General features: G+C 43.0%; 14 protein-coding genes. All 14 read right to left on the reverse strand.

The window, feature by feature from the left end:
• Positions 1 to 4,629: accessory Sec-dependent serine-rich glycoprotein adhesin (locus ACT170_RS10500; protein WP_444818282.1), on the reverse strand; the 4,629-nt coding region annotated here is incomplete at its 3' end.
• 492 nt (positions 4,630 to 5,121) lie between these two features.
• Positions 5,122 to 6,123, reverse strand: a complete 1,002-nt coding sequence (locus ACT170_RS10505) for a sugar transferase (protein WP_444818283.1) — start codon at positions 6,121 to 6,123, stop codon at positions 5,122 to 5,124.
• A gap of 35 nt (positions 6,124 to 6,158) precedes the next feature.
• Positions 6,159 to 6,383: an accessory Sec system protein Asp5 gene (gene asp5, locus ACT170_RS10510; protein WP_002883546.1), complete on the reverse strand. Its 225-nt coding sequence runs from the start codon at positions 6,381 to 6,383 to the stop codon at positions 6,159 to 6,161.
• 4 nt (positions 6,384 to 6,387) lie between these two features.
• Positions 6,388 to 6,567, reverse strand: coding sequence for an accessory Sec system protein Asp4 (asp4, locus tag ACT170_RS10515; RefSeq protein WP_002883547.1), 180 nt, complete (start codon positions 6,565 to 6,567; stop codon positions 6,388 to 6,390).
• Complete coding sequence (gtfB, locus tag ACT170_RS10520) at positions 6,560 to 7,912, reverse strand: accessory Sec system glycosylation chaperone GtfB (RefSeq protein ID WP_254734866.1); 1,353 nt, start codon at positions 7,910 to 7,912, stop codon at positions 6,560 to 6,562. Before gtfB ends, asp4 begins: the two co-directional genes overlap by 8 nt.
• On the reverse strand, positions 7,909 to 9,417 hold the full coding sequence (gene gtfA, locus ACT170_RS10525) for an accessory Sec system glycosyltransferase GtfA (RefSeq protein WP_444818284.1): 1,509 nt from the start codon (positions 9,415 to 9,417) through the stop codon (positions 7,909 to 7,911). The genes gtfB and gtfA overlap by 4 nt, the downstream gene beginning before the upstream one ends.
• A 12-nt stretch (positions 9,418 to 9,429) precedes the next feature.
• Positions 9,430 to 11,805 (reverse strand): accessory Sec system translocase SecA2, encoded by a 2,376-nt coding sequence (gene secA2, locus ACT170_RS10530; RefSeq protein ID WP_444818285.1) that lies wholly within the window; start codon positions 11,803 to 11,805, stop codon positions 9,430 to 9,432.
• Positions 11,798 to 12,244, reverse strand: coding sequence for an accessory Sec system protein Asp3 (gene asp3, locus ACT170_RS10535; protein WP_048790133.1), 447 nt, complete (start codon positions 12,242 to 12,244; stop codon positions 11,798 to 11,800). The genes secA2 and asp3 overlap by 8 nt, the downstream gene beginning before the upstream one ends.
• 2 nt (positions 12,245 to 12,246) lie before the next feature.
• Positions 12,247 to 13,785, reverse strand: coding sequence for an accessory Sec system protein Asp2 (asp2, locus tag ACT170_RS10540; RefSeq protein WP_444818286.1), 1,539 nt, complete (start codon positions 13,783 to 13,785; stop codon positions 12,247 to 12,249).
• Entirely contained in the window at positions 13,772 to 15,343 is a 1,572-nt protein-coding gene (gene asp1, locus ACT170_RS10545; protein WP_444818287.1) for an accessory Sec system protein Asp1, read from the reverse strand. The genes asp2 and asp1 overlap by 14 nt, the downstream gene beginning before the upstream one ends.
• A gap of 100 nt (positions 15,344 to 15,443) precedes the next feature.
• The gene (gene secY2 / locus ACT170_RS10550) at positions 15,444 to 16,670 is read right to left on the reverse strand and encodes an accessory Sec system protein translocase subunit SecY2 (protein ID WP_014634786.1); all 1,227 of its coding nucleotides are present in this window, start codon (positions 16,668 to 16,670) and stop codon (positions 15,444 to 15,446) included.
• A gap of 94 nt (positions 16,671 to 16,764) precedes the next feature.
• Entirely contained in the window at positions 16,765 to 18,858 is a 2,094-nt protein-coding gene (locus ACT170_RS10555) for a glycosyltransferase (protein WP_444818288.1), read from the reverse strand.
• 385 nt (positions 18,859 to 19,243) lie between these two features.
• Entirely contained in the window at positions 19,244 to 22,423 is a 3,180-nt protein-coding gene (locus ACT170_RS10560; RefSeq protein WP_410532272.1) for an AAA family ATPase, read from the reverse strand.
• Positions 22,420 to 23,628 (reverse strand): exonuclease SbcCD subunit D, encoded by a 1,209-nt coding sequence (locus tag ACT170_RS10565; protein ID WP_444818289.1) that lies wholly within the window; start codon positions 23,626 to 23,628, stop codon positions 22,420 to 22,422. The genes ACT170_RS10560 and ACT170_RS10565 overlap by 4 nt, the downstream gene beginning before the upstream one ends.
• Positions 23,629 to 23,636: the final 8 nt, after the last annotated feature.

Here is a 23,636-nt window from a genome sequence, read left to right on the forward strand (position 1 = left end):
TTCTTTAGGTTTCGTTGGATCTTCTTTAAGTTTGTAGACGTAAGTTACGTTCTTGTCGCCTTCGATAACTTTACCTGTTGTAGCGTCATCACCTGTCCAGTGACCTTGTTCGTCGACTTGACCTACTGTGTAGTTACCTGCTGGTACCAATTCGTATGTCTTACCTTCGAATTCGATTTCTTTTGGACGGTTGTCTACAACTGTATCGTAGTCTTTATCAACTGGTTGGTCTTTTTCATCTGTTACAGATGCTTTGATTGTCTTACCTTCAGTGTCTACATAGTGAACGTAAACATTACCTTTCACTTCTTTATAAACGTAAGTGATTGTTGATTTAGGTTTATCAACTTTACCTTTAATTGGATCAGATGATTCAAGGTGTCCATCGCCGTCAACTTTACCTACTGGGTAGTCACCTTTTGGTACGATCTTGTATGTTTTACCATCTGGAGTCTTGATTGTGTTAGGTTTTTCACCTTCCTCAGTTGTGTTATATGGAGTGTCATATGGTGAGTTTGGTGTGTCTTGACGTGGTTTTTGGATTTCTTTACCATCATTCTCACGGATGTAAGTAATGATTACTTCACCAACTTTAGGAGTTTCACTTTCAGACATTGATTGAGAAATTGAAACTGAAGTTGATTCAGAGCTTGAAAGTGATTCTGAAACTGAAGTTGAAGTTGATGTAGATTCTGAAAGGCTAGCAGATGCTGAGTAAGATTCAGAAGCTGATACTGATTCAGATACAGAAGTTGATTCTGAAGAGCTTGCTGATTCTGATGCAGATGCTGACTCAGATGCGCTTGCTGATTCTGATGCAGATGCTGACTCAGATGCACTTGCTGATTCTGATGCAGATGCTGACTCAGATGCACTTGCTGATTCTGATGCAGATGCTGACTCAGATGCACTTGCTGATTCTGATGCAGACGCTGACTCAGATGCACTTGCTGATTCTGATGCAGATGCTGACTCAGATGCGCTTGCTGACTCAGAAGAAGATGTTGATTCAGATTCTGAGTTATTTGTAACAATTGAAGTTGACTCAGAGAGTGAAAGTGAAACTGAGATAGATTCTGAAGTTGAAACTGACTCAGATGCACTTGCTGATTCTGATGCAGATACTGAAGCTGATGTGCTTGCTGATTCTGACGCAGACGCTGACTCAGATGCACTTGCTGATTCTGATACAGATGCTGACTCAGATGCGCTTGCTGATTCTGATGCACTTGCTGATTCTGATGCACTTGCTGACTCAGATGCACTTGCTGATTCTGATGCAGATACTGAAGCTGATGTGCTTGCTGATTCTGACGCAGACGCTGACTCAGATGCACTTGCTGATTCTGATACAGATGCTGACTCAGATGCGCTTGCTGATTCTGATGCACTTGCTGATTCTGATGCACTTGCTGACTCAGATGCGCTTGCTGATTCTGATACAGATGCTGACTCAGACGCACTTACTGATTCTGACGCAGACGCTGACTCAGATGCACTTGCTGATTCTGATGCAGATGCTGAAGCTGATGTGCTTGCTGATTCTGATGCAGATGCTGACTCAGATGCACTTGCTGATTCTGATGCAGATGCTGACTCAGATGCGCTTGCTGATTCTGACGCAGACGCTGACTCTGATGTGCTTGCTGATTCTGATGCAGATGCTGACTTAGACGCACTTGCTGATTCTGATTGTGATACAGATTGTGACTTAGACACTACTTCTGATTCTGATTGTGATACAGATTGTGATTTAGAAACCACTTCTGATTCTGATTGTGATACAGATTGTGACTTAGACACTACTTCTGATTCTGATTGTGATACAGATTGTGACTTAGACACCACTTCTGATTCTGATTGTGATACAGATTGTGACTTAGACACTGCTTCTGATTCTGATGAAGATTGTGACTTAGACGCTACTTCTGATTCTGATTGTGACACTGATTGTGATTTAGAAACCACTTCTGATTCTGATACAGATTGTGACTTAGATGTTACTTCTGATTCTGATTGTGACACTGATTGTGATTTAGAAACCACTTCTGATTCTGATACAGATTGTGACTTAGATGTTACTTCTGATTCTGATTGTGACACTGATTGTGATTTAGAAACCACTTCTGATTCTGATACAGATTGTGACTTAGACGCTACTTCTGATTCTGATGAAGATTGTGATTTAGACACTACTTCTGACTCGGATTGCGAGTTTGATGCAGAGTTTGAGAATGATTGCGATTGAGAAGCAGATTCAGAATCATTCATCTTAACGAAGTAATAGTTCACATCAGTTGAAGGTTTAACCGCTGATGTAATTGAGTAGTTATTTGAGAATGAAGTATAACCCTTCAAATTAGAGTATACTTTTCCGTTTGGAGCTGTAGGATCATTTGCTACAGATCCTTCTGCTTGAATCTCTGGAACTTTACCAGCAATAACGTTGTAACTGTTGTTACCGGCACCCGCAGGTGTCAATGATGTGCTTGGAGCACCTTTGAATGGACGTGGATAAGTGTGTAGAGTTCCATCCATTTGTTTATAAGTATCTGTCTCAGTAGGAGACGACCAACCAGTGATAATGAGTGATTTGCTTCCAGCAGTTTCGTTGACTTCAAGATAGTAGTCACCATTTTTACTGTTTACTTTTGTAACTTTAGTCTCATCAGCCTTCCACTCTTCACCAGCCTTATTAACTTTACTTGTGTAGATGAGTGTGTACTTAGATACATCTTCAGTACCAATATCTGATGTAGCAAAATTGTTCACTTGAGATGGATCAAGGGCGTAGAATTTCGTTACAGTTGAGCCATCAGTATCAACGATTTCAGAAATACGTTTCACGTAGTAGTGGTTTGCTCCACCTTGAAGTTCGACAAGTTTTTGTCCAACAACACCCTTACCGAGAATACCTGATGTTTTTTGAGTTGTATCTGTTGTGGCAGCTACAGGTTTGTAACCAGCAACATCACGATTTCCTGAGGCTGTGAATTGTTGCCCTGCAAGACCTGTTTGAGTATAGCTTGCAAGAACTGTTTCATTTCCAGTTGGTTTGTATGTTTGACCTTCTGTGTACTTGCTACTGTCAACGACTTTATAGTAAGTTGTTTGATCAGCTTTAGCATAAGGAACAGAAGTTTGAACGTTTTGTTTGTCTTCACCTTGGTTACCTGGGTAGTTAGTATCACGGATTTGAAGTGTTTCATACTCAAGGTTAGCATTTACCAATGAGAAGGTAACGTTACCTGGATTAGTTCCGTTAGCAGCTGCGTATGTCAAAGTGTTAGTTACATCAGAGTTATTGTTTGTGATGTAGCTTGGAAGTGAGATATTGCTTTCTCCCGCTTTGATTGTACGAGTGTAAACTTCTGAACCATCAGACTTCTTAACGATACGCAAGTAAACATCTGGGTTAGCTGAAAGGCTACCTGTGATTGCTGAACGGTCTACTGAAAGTGTAGCGTAGTAATCAAAGTTTGTTTTAGCACCAGTAGCGTGGTTTGTTTTAAGGAATTGCCATACACCGAAAGTGAAACGATCAGCGTTTGGATCCAAAGCATAACCAGCTTCATTGAAGGCTGCATCTTCAATCGTTGCACCATTAGCATTTGAAATAACTGGGTTAGTATCTACACTACCAGTAGTGCTTGTTGAGATTGGTGCCAACTGTGCAGTAACTGCTGCAACACCGTTAACTACTGAGTTACCTGTGAAGCCGTTGTCAGTGATCTTAGTCATCATGTTGTCAACAGCGTTACCAAGGCGCTCACGTTGTTCTGCGTAAGCAGCGTTTGTTGCTGATGCAGCAAGCAATGTTGTTGATTTAGCAACTTCTTCTTGAACTGTTGCGATAGCAGTTTGGATTTCAGCTTTAGCTACTGTATCAGTCAACTTAGCTTGGTAATCTTTAGCGATACCTACAAGCAATTCTGCTTCTGAAACGTTTTGATCCAAGATAGTTTTTTCATCTTCTTGAGTAGCTGTTTCTGATGCAGTTGCAGCTGTTGAAGTTGCTGATTCTGAAGCTGAAGATGATTCTGAGTTTGAACCACTGTTGCTTTCAGTGTGTGATTGGCTTTCAGATGTTGAGTTCACTTTGCTAAGTGATACAGATTCTGAGATAGCTTGTGACAATTCTGCTGATACAGATTGTGATACTGAAACTGAAGCATCTGTGCTTGCTTGAGCGTCAACTGAAGAGCTTGTAGACTCTTGGCTTGTTGATGCTACCGCTGGAGCTTCTGAAGCTAATGTTTCAGATACTGGAGCAGCGCTCAATACAGCTGCATCAGAGTTTGCCAATACGTCATGGTTTGTAGTTGCTTGGCTTTCCATAGCTGGTGCAGTTGTTTCTTCGGCTTGAGCAGTGTAAGTTGCTACTGCACCACCTGCCACAGCACCTGCTGCTGCGATCCCTTTAAGAAGAGCTGTACCTGAAAGAAGAGAAGATTTTTCTTCTACATTTTGAACTGTTACTGACGGAGCGTCTGCGCCACCTTTAACAACTTTGAAAAGTCCAAAGTTAGATGTTGCAGCACGAAGCCAGTTTTTACCCGATTTGATAAGTTTGAAGCGAGTCACGCGATCTGTTTCACGGAATTCTCCCTCGTTACGTCTAAAAAACATATTTACCTCCTAAAAATATGAGTCATTTCCTAATCTGGAAATTACATTTTATAATATAACACAAGTTGACTAAAAATTGTTCTTTTTTGTCTCATTTTCTCTAAAAAATGTAAGGTTTTCGCAATTCTGAATTTTCTGTTATTTAACAATAATTGATTATATTTTAGATTTAAAACGGTTTAAACACTTGTTTTTACGCTATTTACTGCAGGTTTTCTTATTTTTAAAGACCTGAGTTTTTACTTTTAAATTTTTCTACAATTCGTTTTGTAGTAAATTTTCGAACAATTACAATCAATTATTTAGGACTGTTTTTTTACATTTACAAGTCGATTGTCAGGTGTTTTTTTAACATTAGTCCTAATTAGAGACAGGTCTTTCTTAACTCCTTAAGTCTAAAGTGAAAATGATTTGAGTGGTTTTCATAAAAGTCAAGATATATGCTCAGATTTGTAGCAAAAAAAGGATTACCTTTCGATAATCCTTTTTCTATTAGCTTAATGCCATGATAGCATCGATAAAAAGTTTCTTTGTGAAGTAACCGTTACTAATGAGATAGGCTGTGTGGCGAGCATTAGCCACCATCTGTGCATACTGCTCCTCGGTACATTCTTGAACGCAACGGTCTGCTTCTTCCAGACTTGAAACGACGAAGCCTAGACCATGTTCTTTGATATAGTCTGCATTTGAGAGGTAGTCAGGTACAACAACTGGGAGACCTGCGGCTAAGTAAGTAGAGAGTTTATAAGAGATGTTCATCTTATAGTAGTCAGGCTCGTCCTCTGGTTTTTCCGAATTTCCCCAGACCAGACCAAATCCTCCCTTAGATAGTTCTAGCAAAAGCTCATGTTTATTTCGCCAGCCTTCGAGGTTGACTTTGGAATAATCCTTATCGTCTTGTTTATCTGCGTAGACGTGGAGAGGGGTCGTTTGTTTCCAGTCTAAGATATGTGGGAAACGTGTTGGGTTCCCAGCAAAAATCATCTTCTTCTGGAAACTAGGTTGGTGTAGATCAAGACTGTGAGGTAAGTCCCAAAGTTTTTGGATGATAACCTTCTCAACTGTCAACCCTTCCTCAATCAGTCGATCACGCATCTTTTCAGAAGGCACCACGACGACATCACAGAGATTATACATATCAATATAAGCAGACATGAGATAGTAGTTACTATCAAACATAAGAGGTGGGATGTCATGGATAAACATAACAGTCTTGGCATTAACAGCCTTGAATTTACGGAGTAATCGGCTATCCCACTCACTACCATTCCATGATGGGGACTGGAAGAAAACGATATCTCCAACGCTCAGTCCTGCCACAATCCCATCAAAGCGAGAATTAAGCTCTCCATCTGGCTCTTGACTACTATCATAGAAATAAATTCCTAGTTCATTAGCACCAAGCTCTCTGGCAATCTTCATGGTATCATTTTGGGCAATCAAGGCCACACTGCGTGAGGACTGGCCAAATAAATTTGTAAAATGTACGCGCATGACATACTTCTTTCTATTATATGATAGGAAGTCCTCTACTTATAAGAAACAATCATAAAAATAAGTAAGAGGATAAAGAGGGCTATGCTGATAGCCAAGGTCAACATTTTTCGAATCGGTTGGCTAGCCCAATAACTTGGTTTACCGATATTACTAGTGGCATCCGTTGAGAAAATCTGCGTTTGACGCGGTTGGATGGTCACTAAGACGATAAGGGCAACCGAAAGAATCACTGCTAGAACCATAAATACTAACATCATAAGACTACCTCAACAAACCAATAAGGGTGAAAATCAAACCGATGATAATAACAAGTCCGAGCATGATTGAAAAGCTCTTGTTGATTTTCTCTCCTCTGGTTTCTTTTTCTTTTGTGATAGGCTTTTGCTTGAGTTCTTCCATACGGCCTTCAACGTCACCGTAGAATAAATCTTTTTTAGACATGATTTCCTCCTAAAAGTGATTGTAAGCGGTCGGCCAACTCAGAAGCAGTCAGAGTATTGGCTTGAGCTTCTTGAGCTTGCATGGCCTCTTGCATGGCTTGATTGTCGCTTAGGACCTGCTTAATCTTGGCAACCATAGCTGGATAGTTCTGACTGGCATAGATATGCTCTGGTGCTGTATAGACAGGTCCATGAGCTGTTTCTGAAAAGGCCAGAATCAATAATTGGTGTTCAAAGGCAGTTCGCGTCGCCTTATACAATTCATTATGATGGTTAATGTCCAAATAGAGGTCAGACTCTTGATAGAGCTTGTCCAACTGCTTGTGACTAGCGTTTGGATGGAGCACAACGTTTGAATAACGCATCATTGAGAGCAATCTTGGGGACATCTCAGTGACTGCCGCAATCTGGAAGGTCACATCAGGGAGTGACTCAACCAAGGCTTCTAAACGCTCAATTTGGTCTGAATTAGTTGCAATAAAGGCATTACGAGGTTTGCCATGATTTTCCTTGAAGTCATAGGCATAGCCAAGTGACAAGACCTTATGTTTTTTATCCTCAGGCACCAAGGGCAAGGCTTTTTCATAAGTCGCCTTATCAGGAATAATGATGGCATTGGCTCTGGCTGAATTATCCTCTAAGATACCATTCATATTGCCTGGTAGGATATCACCCAGTGGCTCTTGCCAGACAAGGACATCAGTGGCACCCTTATTTTGCATAGTCCATGAGACGACGAAAGGTGTTGCCAAGCTATTAAAGATAATGTGATCGATATCACCAAAGACCTGAGCTAGGAAGGCTTTAACAAATTCGGTACGGTTGGCGAAACGACGAAGGGCTTGTCCTGGTAGAGTCAAGAGAATATCACTGGTGAGATGATTTTCCAAGATACGTTCGTCGCCTTCTTTGGTTTGGTAGCTGGTAAAGACTGCCTGACCGTTCTCATCATGAGTGGTTTTGGCAAAGCAGAATCCGTATTTGTTATAGTGGTCCACTTGGCGAATCTTTCCTGACTTGTCTAACCATTCGACACTTTTAACGATACGAGCCTTGCTACCTTCTGGGTAGGTGATGCGGGCACGTTCTTCGGTAAGATTAGACACACGCGCCATCTGATTGTTCCCTGAAATTTCCCAAAAGGCTGGCACAGGAACTTGGTTGAAAAAGCGTGGTTTGCCAGTTTCCTCTTCTGCTTCCACATAATAGGTGAAAGGAGAGAGAGCGCCTTGAGGGAGAAAACCATCTGGATTGATGACAACTGTTGTGGCATCATAGCCTGCTACCTGAAGTGAGTAAGCTAGATCCTTACTGGCTTGATTGTAGTAATCACATAAGAATATCATGAGCGTACCTCCTCAAGTAACTGTTTCCAAGCTGCCTTGACTTGACTGGTCAAGAAGCCTTTGGCAAGGTCATAAGATTTTTGACGCATGGCTTCGATATTGCCTTTTTCATAGAGACGGACAATGGCATCCTTATAGGACTTGGTGATGACATCCACAACATGATTTTCAGCGACAGGAAGGAGATAACCGTTGCCCCCGTCTTCGATAAAGGTTTGATTTCCGTAAGGCACATCAAATCCAATCATCGGAAGACCTGAACCAACCGCCTCCATGAGGGTAAGGCCAAAACCTTCGCTGGTTGAAGCTGTTAGATAGACCTCGTACTGGCTATAAATGTCAGTCAAGTCAGCGTGCCCCATGAGTCGGATATAGTCGCCAGCCTGTGCTTCGACAATAATCTCACGCAACTTGGCATCCATACTACCACTACCGTAGATATCAAAAGTGATATCTGGCAGAGTCTTATGAACCTCGATAACCGCACGAACCAACCAGTCAATGTGTTTTTCCTGAGCCAATCGTGAGGCCGTAATCATTGAGAATGGCTTACGTGGCTTGTCCTGTCCAACCAATTCAGGAAGACTTCCAACTGGAATAGTGTAGATTTTTGGATCGTGGTTGGTGTAGCGACGGAACTGTTCCTGCAGAATTTCCTTCTGACGATCAGTTGCCACGATAAAGAAATCAACCTTGTCCGCATTGGTAAACTGGTACTCGTAATAGTTATTCCAGAGAATATAGTTGCCATCAGTTTGATTGACACTAAAATGCTCAGCGTGAACCACTACACCTAGGCGAGCAGCTTGCGCTTCTTCAAAGACCAACTGGCCAATACCTGTTTCACGGTCCAAGATGACCACATCATCCTTGGTTAGGGCTAGACGTTTGAAGAAATAGCGAAGGAATTCTTGCTTACCATAAAGAACCTGATCAGGAAAACGATAGATATCCTGATTATTGTCTCCGACAATCATGTCATAGGCTGTAGACCCATCTTCGTTATAAAAACGACGTTGGTAAACCTTGGCTTGATTGTCCTTAGGCGCAAAATACTCACTGCAGTAACGGGTGTAAGAGTAAAAGTCCTTGCGCAAGAGCTTATCGTTGACAAAATAGCTGACTGTTTCCACTGCATCTTCGTCCATCGCACGAAGGTTACATGCCACTACCATATCATCCTGTGGATAATGGTAACGAATGAGGCGACCAGCAACTTCCTTGCGCTCAGGATTGGCAGGTAAGATGGTCTCGATTTCTGCTAGGCTAATGGTCGATGGCGCAATCTTGATATCTGTAAAATAGTTATGGAGCCAGATGATTTCATCGTCTGAAAAACCAATCTTGCTAGTCATATGCTCGATATTATCCCCAAGGATGAGGTCCATAAAAACAAATTTTGCTTCTTGCCCCATTTCCCTGAAAATCTTAGCACGATAGGCCTGAGCATATTCGACACCACTGCTGGCCCAACCTATACCTAAATTAATGTTATATACTGTCATAATTTCCTTATTTTATGGGAAATGGCTGATGATATCTCCTTTTTTAGTGACTTGCACCTGACTAAGGAGAAGATTACGAACCATATCCTTTCTGATTTGACGTTTCATGGCTTCGAAGCCCTTGTATGCCTCTTGGTAATATTCGACAATAGGGTTCTTTTGACTGAGTTGCTGGCTACCGATAGCCATTTGGAGCTGTTGCAGATAGTCTACTTGCTCTACCCAGTTGTCATCCACAGCCTTAAGCATGGATAGGCGTTGGAAATACTCGTTAAGTTCCTTGGTTTTCAACTCCTGCTTCTTAGCATCAAGTTCACGATAGGCAAACTGGTAGATGAGCTCCAAGACTTGCTCACGATTGTTGAGGTCTAAATCCTTAGGAATTTCATTGATGCGGAAGCTGATATTACGCAAAATGAAATGGTAAAGATTTTCCGCTTTTGAGAAATCTTCCTCAGCCATAGCCTGGTCGATGAAATCGTCAAGAACCTCGTCGATAACAGTGTCCAAACCTTGATTGTGGTAGATGAGACGGTCACGTTGTGCGTAAATCATCTCACGTTGGATGTTCATACTCTCTGCAAATTCAAGCGTCTGACGACGTGAGGTACGACCAGAACTCTCACTAGCTTCTTGGGCTTTTTCAACCAATTTACGATACTTGCGACCGGTCAATTCCTTAGGCTCAATGTGATCATTAATGGCGTATTCTTTGTAGGTACGGTGAACCCATGATGGACCGTATTTCTTAATCACATCATCTTCAAGTGAGACGAAGAATTTAGACATACCAGGGTCTCCCTGACGTCCAGAACGGCCACGAATTTGCAAGTCAATACGTTGACTTTCCATACGTTCCGTACCGATTACGACCAAACCACCGAGTTCAGCCACACCCTTACCGAGCTTGATATCTGTTCCACGTCCAGCCATTGAAGTCGCAACTGTCACGGCACCCATTTGTCCTGACTCAGCAATCATCTCAGCCTCTCGAGGTGCGTTGTTGGCATTTAGGAGGTTATGAGCAATCCCCTCACGTAAAAGTAAAGAAGAATAAAGCTCTGACATTTCCACCGAACCAACGAAAATCAAGATAGGATTGCCTTTTTCATGATAATGCTTAACATACTCTAAAGAAGCAAAGACCTTCTCTGGCAGAGTCGCATAAATTTTATCTGGATAGTCGATACGTTGTTTCTTACGGTTGGTTGGAATTTGAATGACCTTCATACCATAGGTATCGAGAAATTCTTTTTCCGCAACCTTACCAGTACCAGTCATCCCTGAAATTTTCTTGAATTTTTTAAAGAGACTTTGGTAGGTGATTGAAGCCATGGCTCTTGTTTCTTGTGACAAGGCCACTAATTCCTTGGCTTCGATGGCCTGGTGGAGTCCACCTTGGAGCTTGGTCAATTCCAAGAGACGACCTGTCGATTTATCGAGAAGTACCACTTCAGGTCCCTTCTTGCCATCACGAATGATGTAGTCCTTGTCCTTTTTATAGAGCAAGTGGGCACGAAGAGAAAAGAGCAGGTGACGGGCAAAGGTGCTATTTTCCTCATCGTAGAGGTTACCGATACCAAGGTAATTTTCAGCAGCCTTAGCCCCTTTAGTAGTCAACCAGACTTCACCTTTTTCCTCTTTGAAGATATAGTCCTCACCCTCGACCAAGGTGGTCATAAGCGTATCCATCATCCCATAATAGTTAGACTGAACACGGGGCGCACCAGAGATAATCAAAGGCGTCTGTGCACTGTCAAGGAGGACAGAATCCACCTCATCGACAATAGCATAGTTAAAGGGACGCATGTATTTCCCGTCTTGGTTAGAAGCAAGGTTATCAATCAAATAGTCAAAGCCCAAGCTAGAATTGGTCGTGTAAACGATATCTGATTGATAGATAGCACGCTTTTCTGCCGGTTCCATCTCATTGCTGCCTTCCACACAGGGAACACCAATCGACAACCCTAGGAACTCATAGACCTGACCCATTTCTTCGGCGTCACGGATAGCCAAGTATTCATTTGTCGTAACAAGGATAGCCCCTTCACCTGACAAGGCATTAAGGTAGACTGGCATGGTAGCCGTCAAGGTCTTACCCTCACCGGTATTCATCTCAGCGATATGACCTTGGTGCATGACAATTCCTCCCATGACCTGAACATCATAAGGGAACATGCCTAACACGCGCTTATCCGCTTCACGAACAACCGCAAAGGCTTCAGGCAGGAGGTCGTCCAAGCTTTCTCCTTGAGCCAAACGCTCCTTAAATTCCTGCGTTTTATTTTTCAACTCAAGGTTGCTCAAACCAGCCATTTCATCGGCTAGGCCGTTAATTTCCTTGAGTATCTCCTTAACAGGGAGAATAGGATTCAGTTGTTTAAACATGTTCTTCTCCTGTTTCTTCCAGTTTTAAGTTGTAGAAATCTAGCTCTTTGACCCCAGCACTCAAGAGGGAAATACGGTAGGTATAGGCCTCGTGAGGGTATACGAAGGTCATGTGGGTACTCTTTTCAATGAGCTGTTTAATTTCATTGTCATAACGGTCCAAAAAGCTGACTTTCAAAAAGACTGAGCCTGTTGGGACAGCTTCAAGATTGGCCGTCAAATCATAGCTGTGCCCCTTTTTCAAAAGTGGGAGAGCAGGCTGAGTACGACCAGCTTGGTAGTTTTGGATGGCCACCCAAGACTGGATTTCCGTTCCTGATGGCACCAAAGGATTGTAAAATTGCACAGAACCATCTTGGCGTTTAACAATTTTTGAGCCATACATGTAGGCTTTGTGGTTTAAGCCCCACAAGATTTCTGATTTCTTGTTTCTGAACATTCTTACTCCTTCCTTCCAAAATCATTTTCTAAAATCATACGGTAAAAATTAACAAACCAAGTTGTCGCCGTATAAGAATCATCGTTGTGTCGACCTGACGTTCCCTTGCTGAGAATCTTAGCCCCTGAGTAATAGAGAGACTTGGTAATATCCTCATAGGCCGTCGGATCCATATCCTCGTCTTTCATATAGGAAAGACCAAAAGTTGTATCTGAGAAGTCTGCTTTTTCAAATTTATCCCAGAACTTCTGATTAAGGGCCTCGACACCTTCATTATCCAACCGTCCTGTCTGCAAATGCAAGACATCAATTCCTGTTGGGAAAACCTCTGGCGCCAAGAGTCTGGCACGATTACCGATAGTACCAACATTGGCTAGAGGCTTAGACATGATGATGGCATGAGGCTCAAAGTCCGCACCGTAGTACATTGATGGGAAGGTTCCCATGGACATTCCTGAGAGAATGAGCTGACTATTGTCAAATCCTAGATAGTCCAAGTAATGTTGGATGGTGTCCTTGATGCTATTTTCAAGTTCTTCAGTTCCCATGTAGAAGGCTCCCCCTTGGAGACGAGGGTCTGAAAAGAGCAAGAATGGCGTTCCCATCCCCTTCATCATTCCGAAACCTTCGAAACCTTCGGCAGGACGGAAACCTGAGAAGTAAACTGACAAAGGCGGCTTGAAGTCCCCAGGATAAAAGAAATAGTTGATTTCCTGACGCTTGCTATCGTGGAGAATTCCTCCACCAAGTACAAATTTCCCGAATTGGAAACGAGTCAAACGTTGGTGGAGCCCACCGATTGTAATCTGACCTTGGCCTTTCATCTCAAGACTAGCAGACAGAAGGAAGGTCGTGTCCTCATCAAGGACGATGGCTCCCTTGCGCATTTCTTCTTCTGAAACGATATAGGTCTTGAAAATACCTGCGACCGAACCTTCTGGCAAAAGATTAAGAATCAAGCGACACTCGCAAGTCTCCTCTTTTTCAAATTCCAACCAAAGCTCGATAGGATTTTCCTTGCTGGCTCTGACATTATAGGTCCAGTCCAAGACAGGACTGAAATCTTGACCATAATCACCATTTAAAATGACATTTTCATAACCATGGTAGGTCACTTGGCCAGTAAAATTGGGGTTAACCTGGGTCGTGAAAGGAAACATCTTATCCCCGTACTGCCCTGAAAAGAGCGCTTTTGAAAGGGTAAAGAGCAACTGCCCTTGATTTGAAAAATCAGTTGGCACGGCGCATATTTCCTTGATGAACTGAGCTAGAATCTCATCTGTCACTTCAATCGTTTGATCAAAGAAAATAGTGTGAGGAATCAAATGCTCTTTAATAGCCATCAATTCTTCAAGACCTGCAAGACTGTCCACAATGACAGCTGTGAAAGTCTTGATTTCGTCTTCTTCGATGGTTTCTTGCAAGGTCTCAAGCTGACCAAGATTGCAATAATACCATTTCATATTTTCAGGAATTTCCTGAATTTCTGACCAGTTGGATGGTCCAACTTGTAGTATTTTCAGGCGATTATCCTTGGTCATTCTGCTCCTCCTTCAACCAATTTTCCCATTTTTGCACCAAACGGTCTCCTGTGTTTTCCTTAATTTTCTCAATCGAGTAGATAAGGGAACGGTTCCAGTTGTTCAACTGTCCCAAATAGTAGTAAGCCCCTTTTTCAAAATCGGACAAGTGCTTCAAGATATAACCATTTTCTTGGTGGGTCACATACTCAGACGCCACACGGTTAATCTGCGGAATACCAGCACTAATCCCTGCAATTTGTGTATAACGATTAGGCTCCTTGCTCAAGTCGACAATGAGTCGTGTAAACTGAAGGGCCTTGATAAGGGCAGTCTCGTCACGCAGGTCTTGGAAAGAAAATCGGCTTACGATTTCATTATTTTCTTCCAATTTATTTTCTGCACCACTACTTTCGACAACCTCTTCAAAGGCTTCTGGACTCAATCGTTCTTCAATCATTTTTTCCACTTGATTTTGCAGGCTAGCAAGTTGCTCTGGATTGGCATTAAAAGCCCCAAACTCAACCTGTGTCTTTGGATACTTAGCCACAAAAGCCAAGACCTGATAAATCGCCTCTAAATCCAATTGGTCAAAGTCAACCTGATAGAAGATCTTAGACTCTTTGACACGTTGACTGGTTCCCAAAGCCAAACGAGTATCGAAGGAAGCCATGTGTTTGAGCTTCTTAGCCTCTTCTGGATAGGCAACTTGAAGTTGCTCCAAGTAATCGTAACGGTCAGCAATCAACAAGTCCACTTGTGGCAGAAAGGCTGCATAGGTGTCAATACTATCATCCTGATTACGTTCTGCGAACCAAGTCAAAATCTTAGTGTTGTCTGCTGGCAAGTGGTCAAAGAGGTGTTTGTTATGGCGCAAATCTGAGGCGATAACAAAGCGGTCCTCTGCTTCTACCTTTTCCTCCAAGAATTTAGTCAAAAATTCCCAGATAACTTCTGAAAGGTCACCATAGTAACTCTTATTAAAACGACCTTCCGTACGAGGGTTGGCTACAATCCCACGGCCATCAAAGAAATGACAAAGCTGCCAAACTCCCTTGGCATTGAGGTAGTTTCGATAGCTTGGTTGTCCATCTTCATAATAAAGACTACTTGAAATAAAGCCGCGGTCATCATAGATGTCTTCACGAATGATTTGCTCATCCTTATAGTAGCGAATCATGCCGATAAAGCCTTCTGAACCGAACTCAATCTCGGCATAACGCTTGTGTTGGCATTGCACCACGATAGCGAATGGTGTGTGAACAAAGGTAGAGCCTTCTGGCCATTCCAAATCTGTCACCTGAAGGTTTTTCATTTCTTCATCAGTGATGCCCTGAATCAAGTCAAAAATAGCCGTATAGCCAACTTCCAAGACATCATGACGATGCAGGAAATAACGCAAATGCGGTTGGTAGGCCAAAAGCAAAAGCTGAGGAGCTAAATCCTCATCCTGAAAAATACGAACTTGGTGCAAGCTGTCATCAAATTCGATTTTTTGGCGGATACGGTACCAAGGATCAATGGCCGTCTTCCAAAATTCGTCCGTCTGTCCATACCAAGCTGGAATAAAATAATACATGAGTTCTCCTTCATTGTCTTTTCATCACAATACTTGAGATTGAGGGGCAGACCGATCACGCATCACCAGCCTGCCTCTCAACCCCACGAGGGGTGAGATATTATACATTTTCAAAAAGTGGGGTGTAGGAAGTGTTAAGCTTCAAGGCTTTCATTTCCTCGTTAACGTTGTAAATCATACCGCTAAAAATCAAGAAAGTACCAGGAATCATACTCAATTGCAGGTAATCTGGATTGACCAAGATTATCAGCATTGGAGCACCTGCCATAAAGAGCATGTAAAGGGCACCGATGAAACCAAGTCTAAGCACCAAATGGTTAATATAGGCACTGGTTTCTTGACCTGGATAAACGCCGTAGATGTACTCACCTGACTTGCGCATACGCTCAGAGATTTGCTCACCAGAGACATTAACAAAGGCAAAAGCTAACCCTAGAACGAAGAGCATGACCAGATAAACAACCAACCAAAGAGGTTGACCGACCGTCAAGGCCTTGATGGCACCGCTGGTCCACTTGTTTTCAGGATGGATAAATTGAATCAGCATAAAGACGTACTGCGGAATGCTGACTAGGGACATGGCATACATGAAAGGCATCCCTCCAGCTGGATTCAACATAATATCCAAGTAAGAATACTGTTTGAAGCGGTTATGAATATTGATTTTATTGATTGAGATGCGGTATCTAGCCCTCTGCACAACCCCTGAAACATAGAGGAATACTAAACTGAACAGAATCAGAGGAAGTAAGACATTCCAACCAATACCTAATTTTTCAATGCTATCCATGATTTGATAAGGCAGATTGGCCATCATACTTGCCATCAAGATGACAATGGAGCCCCCAATCCCAAAGAGGGAGTTGAGGTCTGATAACCAAACCAAGAAAAAGGTACCGGCAATCAATAAAATGGTATTCATGAAAATAGCGAGACTAGCATTAACCCCTGAAACGATAGGTAAATTCAAGGATACTGCCAAAGATTGAACAATGGCAATCCCCAGGGCCAAATACATGCGTCTACGGTCCTGAATCTCAATGGGGAGATTTTTCAAGCCCATTTTCTTAGAGAAAGAAAACATCTGCCAGAGAATCATGGCCGACATCCAGGGCGACAAGCCCACTGAAAAAAGAGACATGGACCTGAGGTTTCCACCCATCATTGCACTAGAGAAAGCCAAGGAACCGATGGCTCCCCCAAAGATATTTGCATTTTTCAAATCTACAAACGGTAGAACCAATTGATTTCCCAAACAATAAATAAAGAGGAAAAAGAGGGTCCATAAGACACGTTTGGTGATTATCGATTGACTAATTTTTTTCACTATTACTCCTATTTCCTGCCCATAGACAGGCTGATGTTATTTCGATTGAAACGAGACAGAGACGCCATTTCAGCCTACTTATCCAAACAAAGGATTACAGGCTCTTCTTACGCATTTGGCGAATGGTCTCAGCCATCTCTTTCCAACGATCTCTTGAGTAGGTTTGTTGGTTATGCTTGGTTGACTTGAGGTCCTCAAACCCTAAAATTGGTTTATTTTCAAACCTAAAGGCATCAAGAATCTCCACTACCTTTCTTCCTGGATTGATATCCAAAAGCAAGTCGCTAGTCCGCACCAATTCCAAATCTAGCCCGTTTAAGCCCGCAATGGCTGAGTAAACCGTCACATTTGGATAGGTAATCAATTGGGCCAGTTTATCTGTCACATGCTGGCGAGAGGCAATTTTAAACTGTACCTTAGGAAGAGCCGAGATAAGGTCCGTCAAATGCGGAATTTCTGAAATGTTGGTGTAGACCAAACACGTGAATGGACGGCCCTTAGGATAAATCATATCCTCTGAAAGTGGCAATAAAGCAGCATTTTCAGCTACCCCTGACCAATCCATTTGAGCATAGAACCACCAGACCTCACGATAGGCTTGGCAGGCTAAAGGCAACCAAGGCTTACGGTGTGAGGCATAATGCAGAACTTTAGGATAGTCTTGACCATTTGGCAAATGGAAGCTAGCTAGACTGGACTTGGTGACCGCATAATTGTTATCAAAAGACAAAGGCAACCAGTTGTTACGGAAGACCATATTTAGAATGGACTGCTCCGCAAATGGGACCTTGTCATGCCATTCGATGGTCATGTCAATCAAGTGGCGTCTCATGTTGTACTGCTGCCAATAAGTCGTATCAATCACCATGAAACCTGCATCAAACATTGCCTGACGGTCTTGAACCTGAATAGCATAATCACGCACAGCAGCCAAAGGGCGACCCTTCAAATCAAGGGTAAAGAGGTCCTCTAAAGAACCTGTAACCACCATGTCACTATCCAAATAGAGGGCTCGTTCCTCAGACACAAAGTCCGCCACAAAATAGCGAAGATAGCTAGCATAATTACTATTGGTCTTGTATTGCTTGATCTGACTACTATCTACACGACAGTTAATCACTTCACTACCAAAGGCAGCCAGATGACGGTTAAGTCCTCTAAACCACTCTTGAGAGAAATCATCGTTAATCAAGTAAAAACGAATATTGCGATGATGGAAAACGATAGATTTGATGGTCGTAAGCACTTGGTCAACATAGGCATAGTTGGCTGCTAGAACAATGGCACGCTTCTTAGTCTCATAACGTTGAGGAGCCAAACTCAAGACCTGGAATTTTTCCTGAATGGAGCGGTAGGCATCAGAATCTGTGAGACCTTGCTCCTCTACATTTTTCAAACAAGCCTCTAGCATCTGACGGTAGGTAACCATATATTTTTCCAGAGGGAAACCATGGCTAGCAACAATAGCCAAGCGCTCCTCCATGGCATAAACCAAAGTCATCATCCAGTCTTGCATCCATGTCGCCGATGGCATCTCTGGACTCTCACGGTATACATAAAGTCCCTTATTGAGGTATACCGTACGCTCACTCATGAGGTAGGCCTTAAGGTTGAAAAAGCCATCCTCCCCTGCATGCTCTTTTGGAAAAAGCAAGTCATTAAACAAGGAACGTTTGTAGAGTTTGCCTGTCGCAGAAATCAGGGCGATGTTGATGTTATTGGTTTCTTCAAAGAGTCCATCAATAATCTGAGCGGGTGAATACACCTGCTCGTAATAATCTTCATCCTTGATGTAAAAATAAAAGCGATCTTCCGATTCCTTATAAACACTGTAATTGGCTACTGCGATATCTGCCTTGTGAGCTTGGAGCGCCTTATAAAGCTCCTCCAGATAAGTCGGCTCTACCCAATCCTCAGCATCCACGTAGGTAACGTAAGCTCCCTTAGCCTGACGAATACCAATATGGCGAGCATCTGAAAGCCCTCCATTATCCTTTTTGAAATAGAGAATGCGAGAATCCCTAGCAGCATAGCTACGGCAAATGGCATCACTATTGTCTGTTGAGCCATAATTGATGAGGATGATTTCAAGATTTTGATAGGTCTGCCCCAGGACACTGTCTAGACAGGTCTGGAGTTGATTTTCTACATTGTAAACGGGAATAATTACGGAAATTTTTTCTGTCATTTTTTATTTCTTATTTTTTTCTAGCTAGTAAGATTTTTTCTTTTCCTGTCTCAAACCGACATAAGCTTTCCAGAAACAGTCTAAGAGTTTAATAACAACTTTTAGGTCGCAAGAGATAGGGACCTAAAACACACTCTATACACTTTTTCCTTGCTTTTATCGAGACTTAACCATATTAAATTATACCATAGTATCACTTAATTTTCTAATAGATTAGCTTTTTTATGAGAGGTTTTTTTCAAACTAATTTCCTTTTATTTTCAGAAAAAACTGACAGTTAAAAAGCTAATAAAGAGGGGATAGAAAAAGAGATAGCCCTGACGAGGAACTATCTCTTAGAATGCTTAAAGGTTTTGAGCGAGGTCTCTTAAGCTCTCAACTCTTCCTACCCCTTATCCACAATTTTAATGCGACTACTACCATCGTGTGACTTGATGATGGCTAGTTGTTGAGCGATGCCTTCTTTCATGTCGTCCACGTGGCTGATGACTCCGACCATTCGGTTTTCACCAATTTGTTCCAGAACCGTGATAGCCTTGGTGAGGGCTTCCTTATCAAGTGAACCGAAACCTTCGTCGATGAAGAGGGCTTCAACAACGGCACCCTTGCTGGTATTTTGCACAACTTCTGAGAGGGATAGGGCAATGGCCAGTGCGGCGATAAAGGTTTCACCACCAGACAAGGATTTAACGGAGCGTTCACTACCTGTCAACTGGTCATAGACGTTGATATCCAAGCCAAAGTGATCACGCGCCCTGCGTCCTTCCTCGCTCAAGACAAAGGAATAGCGATTATCCGTTAAGAGACCGATGTAGTTGGCATTGGCATAGTCCAAGATTTGTTGGAAATACTGACGGATAACGTAGACCTCAAGATTGAGACGACCAGTCAGAGCAGTATTTTCTCCCTTAACCACCTTAACCAAATCACTGAGTTCTTGATGGGCCTTAAAGGCCTCTTGGTTGCTGTCTTGAAGAGTTTTAGCCGCTTGGTAGGTAGCCGTCGCATCCTTAAGTCCCTTTTCCAGGACAGAGACCTGAGACAATTGTTTATCGTAACTTTCCTGCCTGATTCGAACCTCTTGTGTTAAAGCAGCTAAATCTGGTTTTTCTTGATTTTGGAGAAGCTCTTGGTTCTTACTAATCTGGGTCTGCAATTCTTGTTTAAGGGTTTGGTAACTTGTCAATTGAGCCTGAAGCTTAGGAATAGCTTGCTTGTTCACTTCAAGTAGCCAAAGCTGGATTTGTTCTAGGTCATTGGTGAGCGCCACTTCAGCCTTAAGACTTTGATTTAATTCAGCCGATAGACGCTTCGTTTCTTGGCTGGTCTTTTCTTTAGACTTGGTCAAGCTCTCAAGTTGCCCCTTGATGCCTTGAATGTCGGCATGAAGTTGGTTGTAGGCTTCACCATTTTCCTTGACCTGCTTATTATAGAGGTCCAACTCCTGCTTCGCAAGGGAAATTCGTTCTTGATAGACCTCTACAGACTCCAGCTCTGGATGAGCTTCCTGCAAGTCTTTTAGGCGCTCCTTAGTTTGGTCAAGCGCTGACTTGGCCTCTTGATAGCTCTTAGCCAAATCTGTCGCTTTTTCTTGGGCCTTAGCTAACTCCTCTTGATAATGGACAAGGTCTGCTTCTTCCTTATCATAGCGTTTTTGGAGTTCTTGATAATGCTTCTCAACAGCACTCAACAAGGTTTGCCCACGGACAGCTTCATAATCCTCTGAAAAGTCAAATTCAAACTGTCCCTTAACTTGTTCTTCCAGTTCTTGATAGTGTTTTTGAAGAGTTAACTTAACTTTAGCCACTTGGTCAAGCAAATCTTGACGTTTAGACTCAACTTCGCTCAAAGTAGCCTGACGGTTTGACAAGGTAGCGACTTGCTTTTCTTTTTGAGCTTGAAGTTCCTCCACCTGATTCATGAGATCCTTCAAGGCCGCTTCATCAGCCTGTGTCCCATCGACCTTAGGATGATCCAAGGAACCACAGACCATACAGGGCTGTCCATCCTCTAATTCTGCCTGCAGCTGGGCAATCATGAGCTGACGTCGTGAAGCCAAAGTCGTTCTTAACTTCTCTTCCAATCTTTTGAGAATTTCTTGAGCTTGATCACTATCCAAAGATAAGGTTTGATGACGCTTTTCCGTCTTTGCCAACTCCTGATTCAAGCCCTCTATTTCTTTAAGATCCTGAGCCAGCTGCTTATCCACACTGTAGCCCACAGACTGGAGGAGTTTTTCAGCCTCATGCAAACTCTCTAAACTAAGACGATTGGCCTCCAAATCTGACAAGGACTGGGAAAGGAGCTCAATCTCTTTCGAAGCCCGCTGATAGGTTTCTTCTAACCTCTTGTAGTTAGCACTCGACTGTTTGATTTTCTCCTGCTCTTGGGCAAGACTCTGGGCATAGATAATAGCCTCTTTCCACGCTTCCAGTTTCCCTTCTTTTTGAAGAAAATCCTCAGATTGAGTTGCAAGCGTCTCTTTTTGAGCCTTGACTTCCTCAAAAGCCTGCTCCTGAGCACTTAGCGCCTCCTGAGCAATTTCAAGGTCTTGCTCTACTTGCAACAACTGCTTCTGATACTGCTTCAAGCTGCTGATGGTTTCCTGCAGCCCTTGGGCGAACTGCAATTCCTCCAGATGCGATTTCGCCTCTGCTTGTCCCTGAGCCCCTTCCTCAATTTCTAGACGGTAACGCTCCTTGGCTTGCTCCAATTCTTGGAAAATCTTTGCTACATCTTGTGCAGTTTGTAAGCTCTTTTGCAGCTTAGCCAAATCCTCATGGGCATCCTTCAAAATGCTTTTCTGCTCTTCAAGATTTTCTTGACGTTGTGCCAAAAGTTCTTCGAGGCGTGCTAATTTTTCAGAAGCTGGTGTTTGGGCCAAAACAGCTAATTCTTCCTCAGACCAAACCTGACTGGCAAAATGGCCATCTAACTGAGCCTGGCGCTTCTCCATATCCTTGTTGCTCTGACGAAGACGCTCTTCCAAGCTCTTTTGAAAACGGTCAAAAATACCTGTTCCAAAGATTTTCTTCAAAATTTGAGTCTTGGTCTTGGAATCTTCTTTCAAGAAACGGCTGAAATCATTTTGCGGAAGGAGGATAATCTGTTTGAACTGCTCGGCATTGAGACCCAAAATCTGCTCAATCTGGTCACTAACTTCCTTGATTTTATCCCCAAGCTTTTCAATTTCCTGACCACCAATCTTATCCACAATGACTAAGGAAGCCGTTGCTTTTTGTATGGTCGTACCACCACCCCGCTTGGCCCTCTCCTGCTGGAGAACTCGCTCAATGCGATAAAGGTGGTTGCCCTGTTGAAAGTAAAAAGTCACCTTGGTCAAATCATCCTCTGGACCAGCAAAGGTCGACCGCATCTCCTCAACATTACGATCACCACTGGTCGTCGCAAACAAGGCCACTGTCATAGCGTCAAAGAGAGTACTCTTACCAGCCCCTGTGTCACCACCAATCAAAAAGAGGGGAGCATGGTCAAACTGGGTGAAATTGATGACTTCCTTACGATAAGGTCCAAAATTGGTCAATTCTAACTGAACTGGTCTCATTGTCGGCTCCTTCCAATCTCCTCAAAAATACTTTCCACAAGGGCAGTTTGTCTCTCAGACAAGACATCGCCCCCAGTCACTGTCTGGTAAAAATCAGAGACAATTTCCTGAGGCGACTGCATTTCCAAATCTTTTAAGTGCTGATCAACAGTCACGTTTTCTTCCCTGACATCACCCAAACGACTGAAAGTGATTTCTACAATGTCTGTCCCATAAATTTCTTCCAAACGGGCACGCACATTGATGCCCTCTAGTTCCTTACGACTGGACAATTGAATATCAAAGGCAAACCAAGCCTTTTGACAAGGTTGTACCTTATAAAATTCAGGTGACACCAAGGTTTCAAAAGGCTCCTGCAAGGTCACAATCGGCCGTCTGACCTCTAAAGGATGGAAGGCCTGAGACAAGTCTCCAGTTGCATCCAAGTCAAGAATATAAACGCCTTTTTCTTCCTTACGCTTGGCTTCTTTGACATTAAAGGCGACCGGACTGCCTGAATATTGCACGCGCTGGCTCGGACTGGCAAAACGCGTATGGATATGCCCCAAGGCCACATAATCGAAAGCCTTGAAAAGGTCACTGGTCACATTGGTAAGACCACCTACCGTATTGCTGGTTTCAGACAACATCAATTCCCGTAGACTTTGACCATCGCTATCATCCTTTTTAGAAACCGCAAAATGCGTCACCAAGACATGGGCCTTGTCAGGATCAAAAGCTTTTTCCATATCCTCGAGAATATAGGCCAAGGCATCACCAATTCCCTGAACTTCCTTATTCTCATCGTCTTTATAGTAAATACGAGCATCAATGGGGTCAATAAAGGGAAGCAGGAAAATCTGGCAAGCCTCCAACTCAATAGGCTCAAAAGCCTCCTCCAAACGTGTGCTTAAATGAAGACCCTGATGTTGAAAAAACTCTCGTCCAAAATGCAAACGTTCAGCACCATCGTGGTTGCCACTGATAGCATAGACAGGAATCTGCTCCTCCAACACCAAGCGGGCCAAGGTCTTATTAAATAGCTTAATCGCATCCACAGGCGGCACCGCACGGTCATAGAGGTCTCCCGCAATGATAACCCCATCCACTTTTTCGCTAATAGCTAAATCCACAATCTGTTGAAAGGCCCACTCCTGCTCCTCCAACAAAGACCAGCCATTGAGGGTTCGCCCCACATGCCAATCTGACGTATGTAAAAACTTCATGACAGTCT

It is taken from the genome of Streptococcus sp. cx1, from assembly GCF_052384325.1.
Lineage (GTDB): Bacteria > Bacillota > Bacilli > Lactobacillales > Streptococcaceae > Streptococcus > Streptococcus salivarius_G.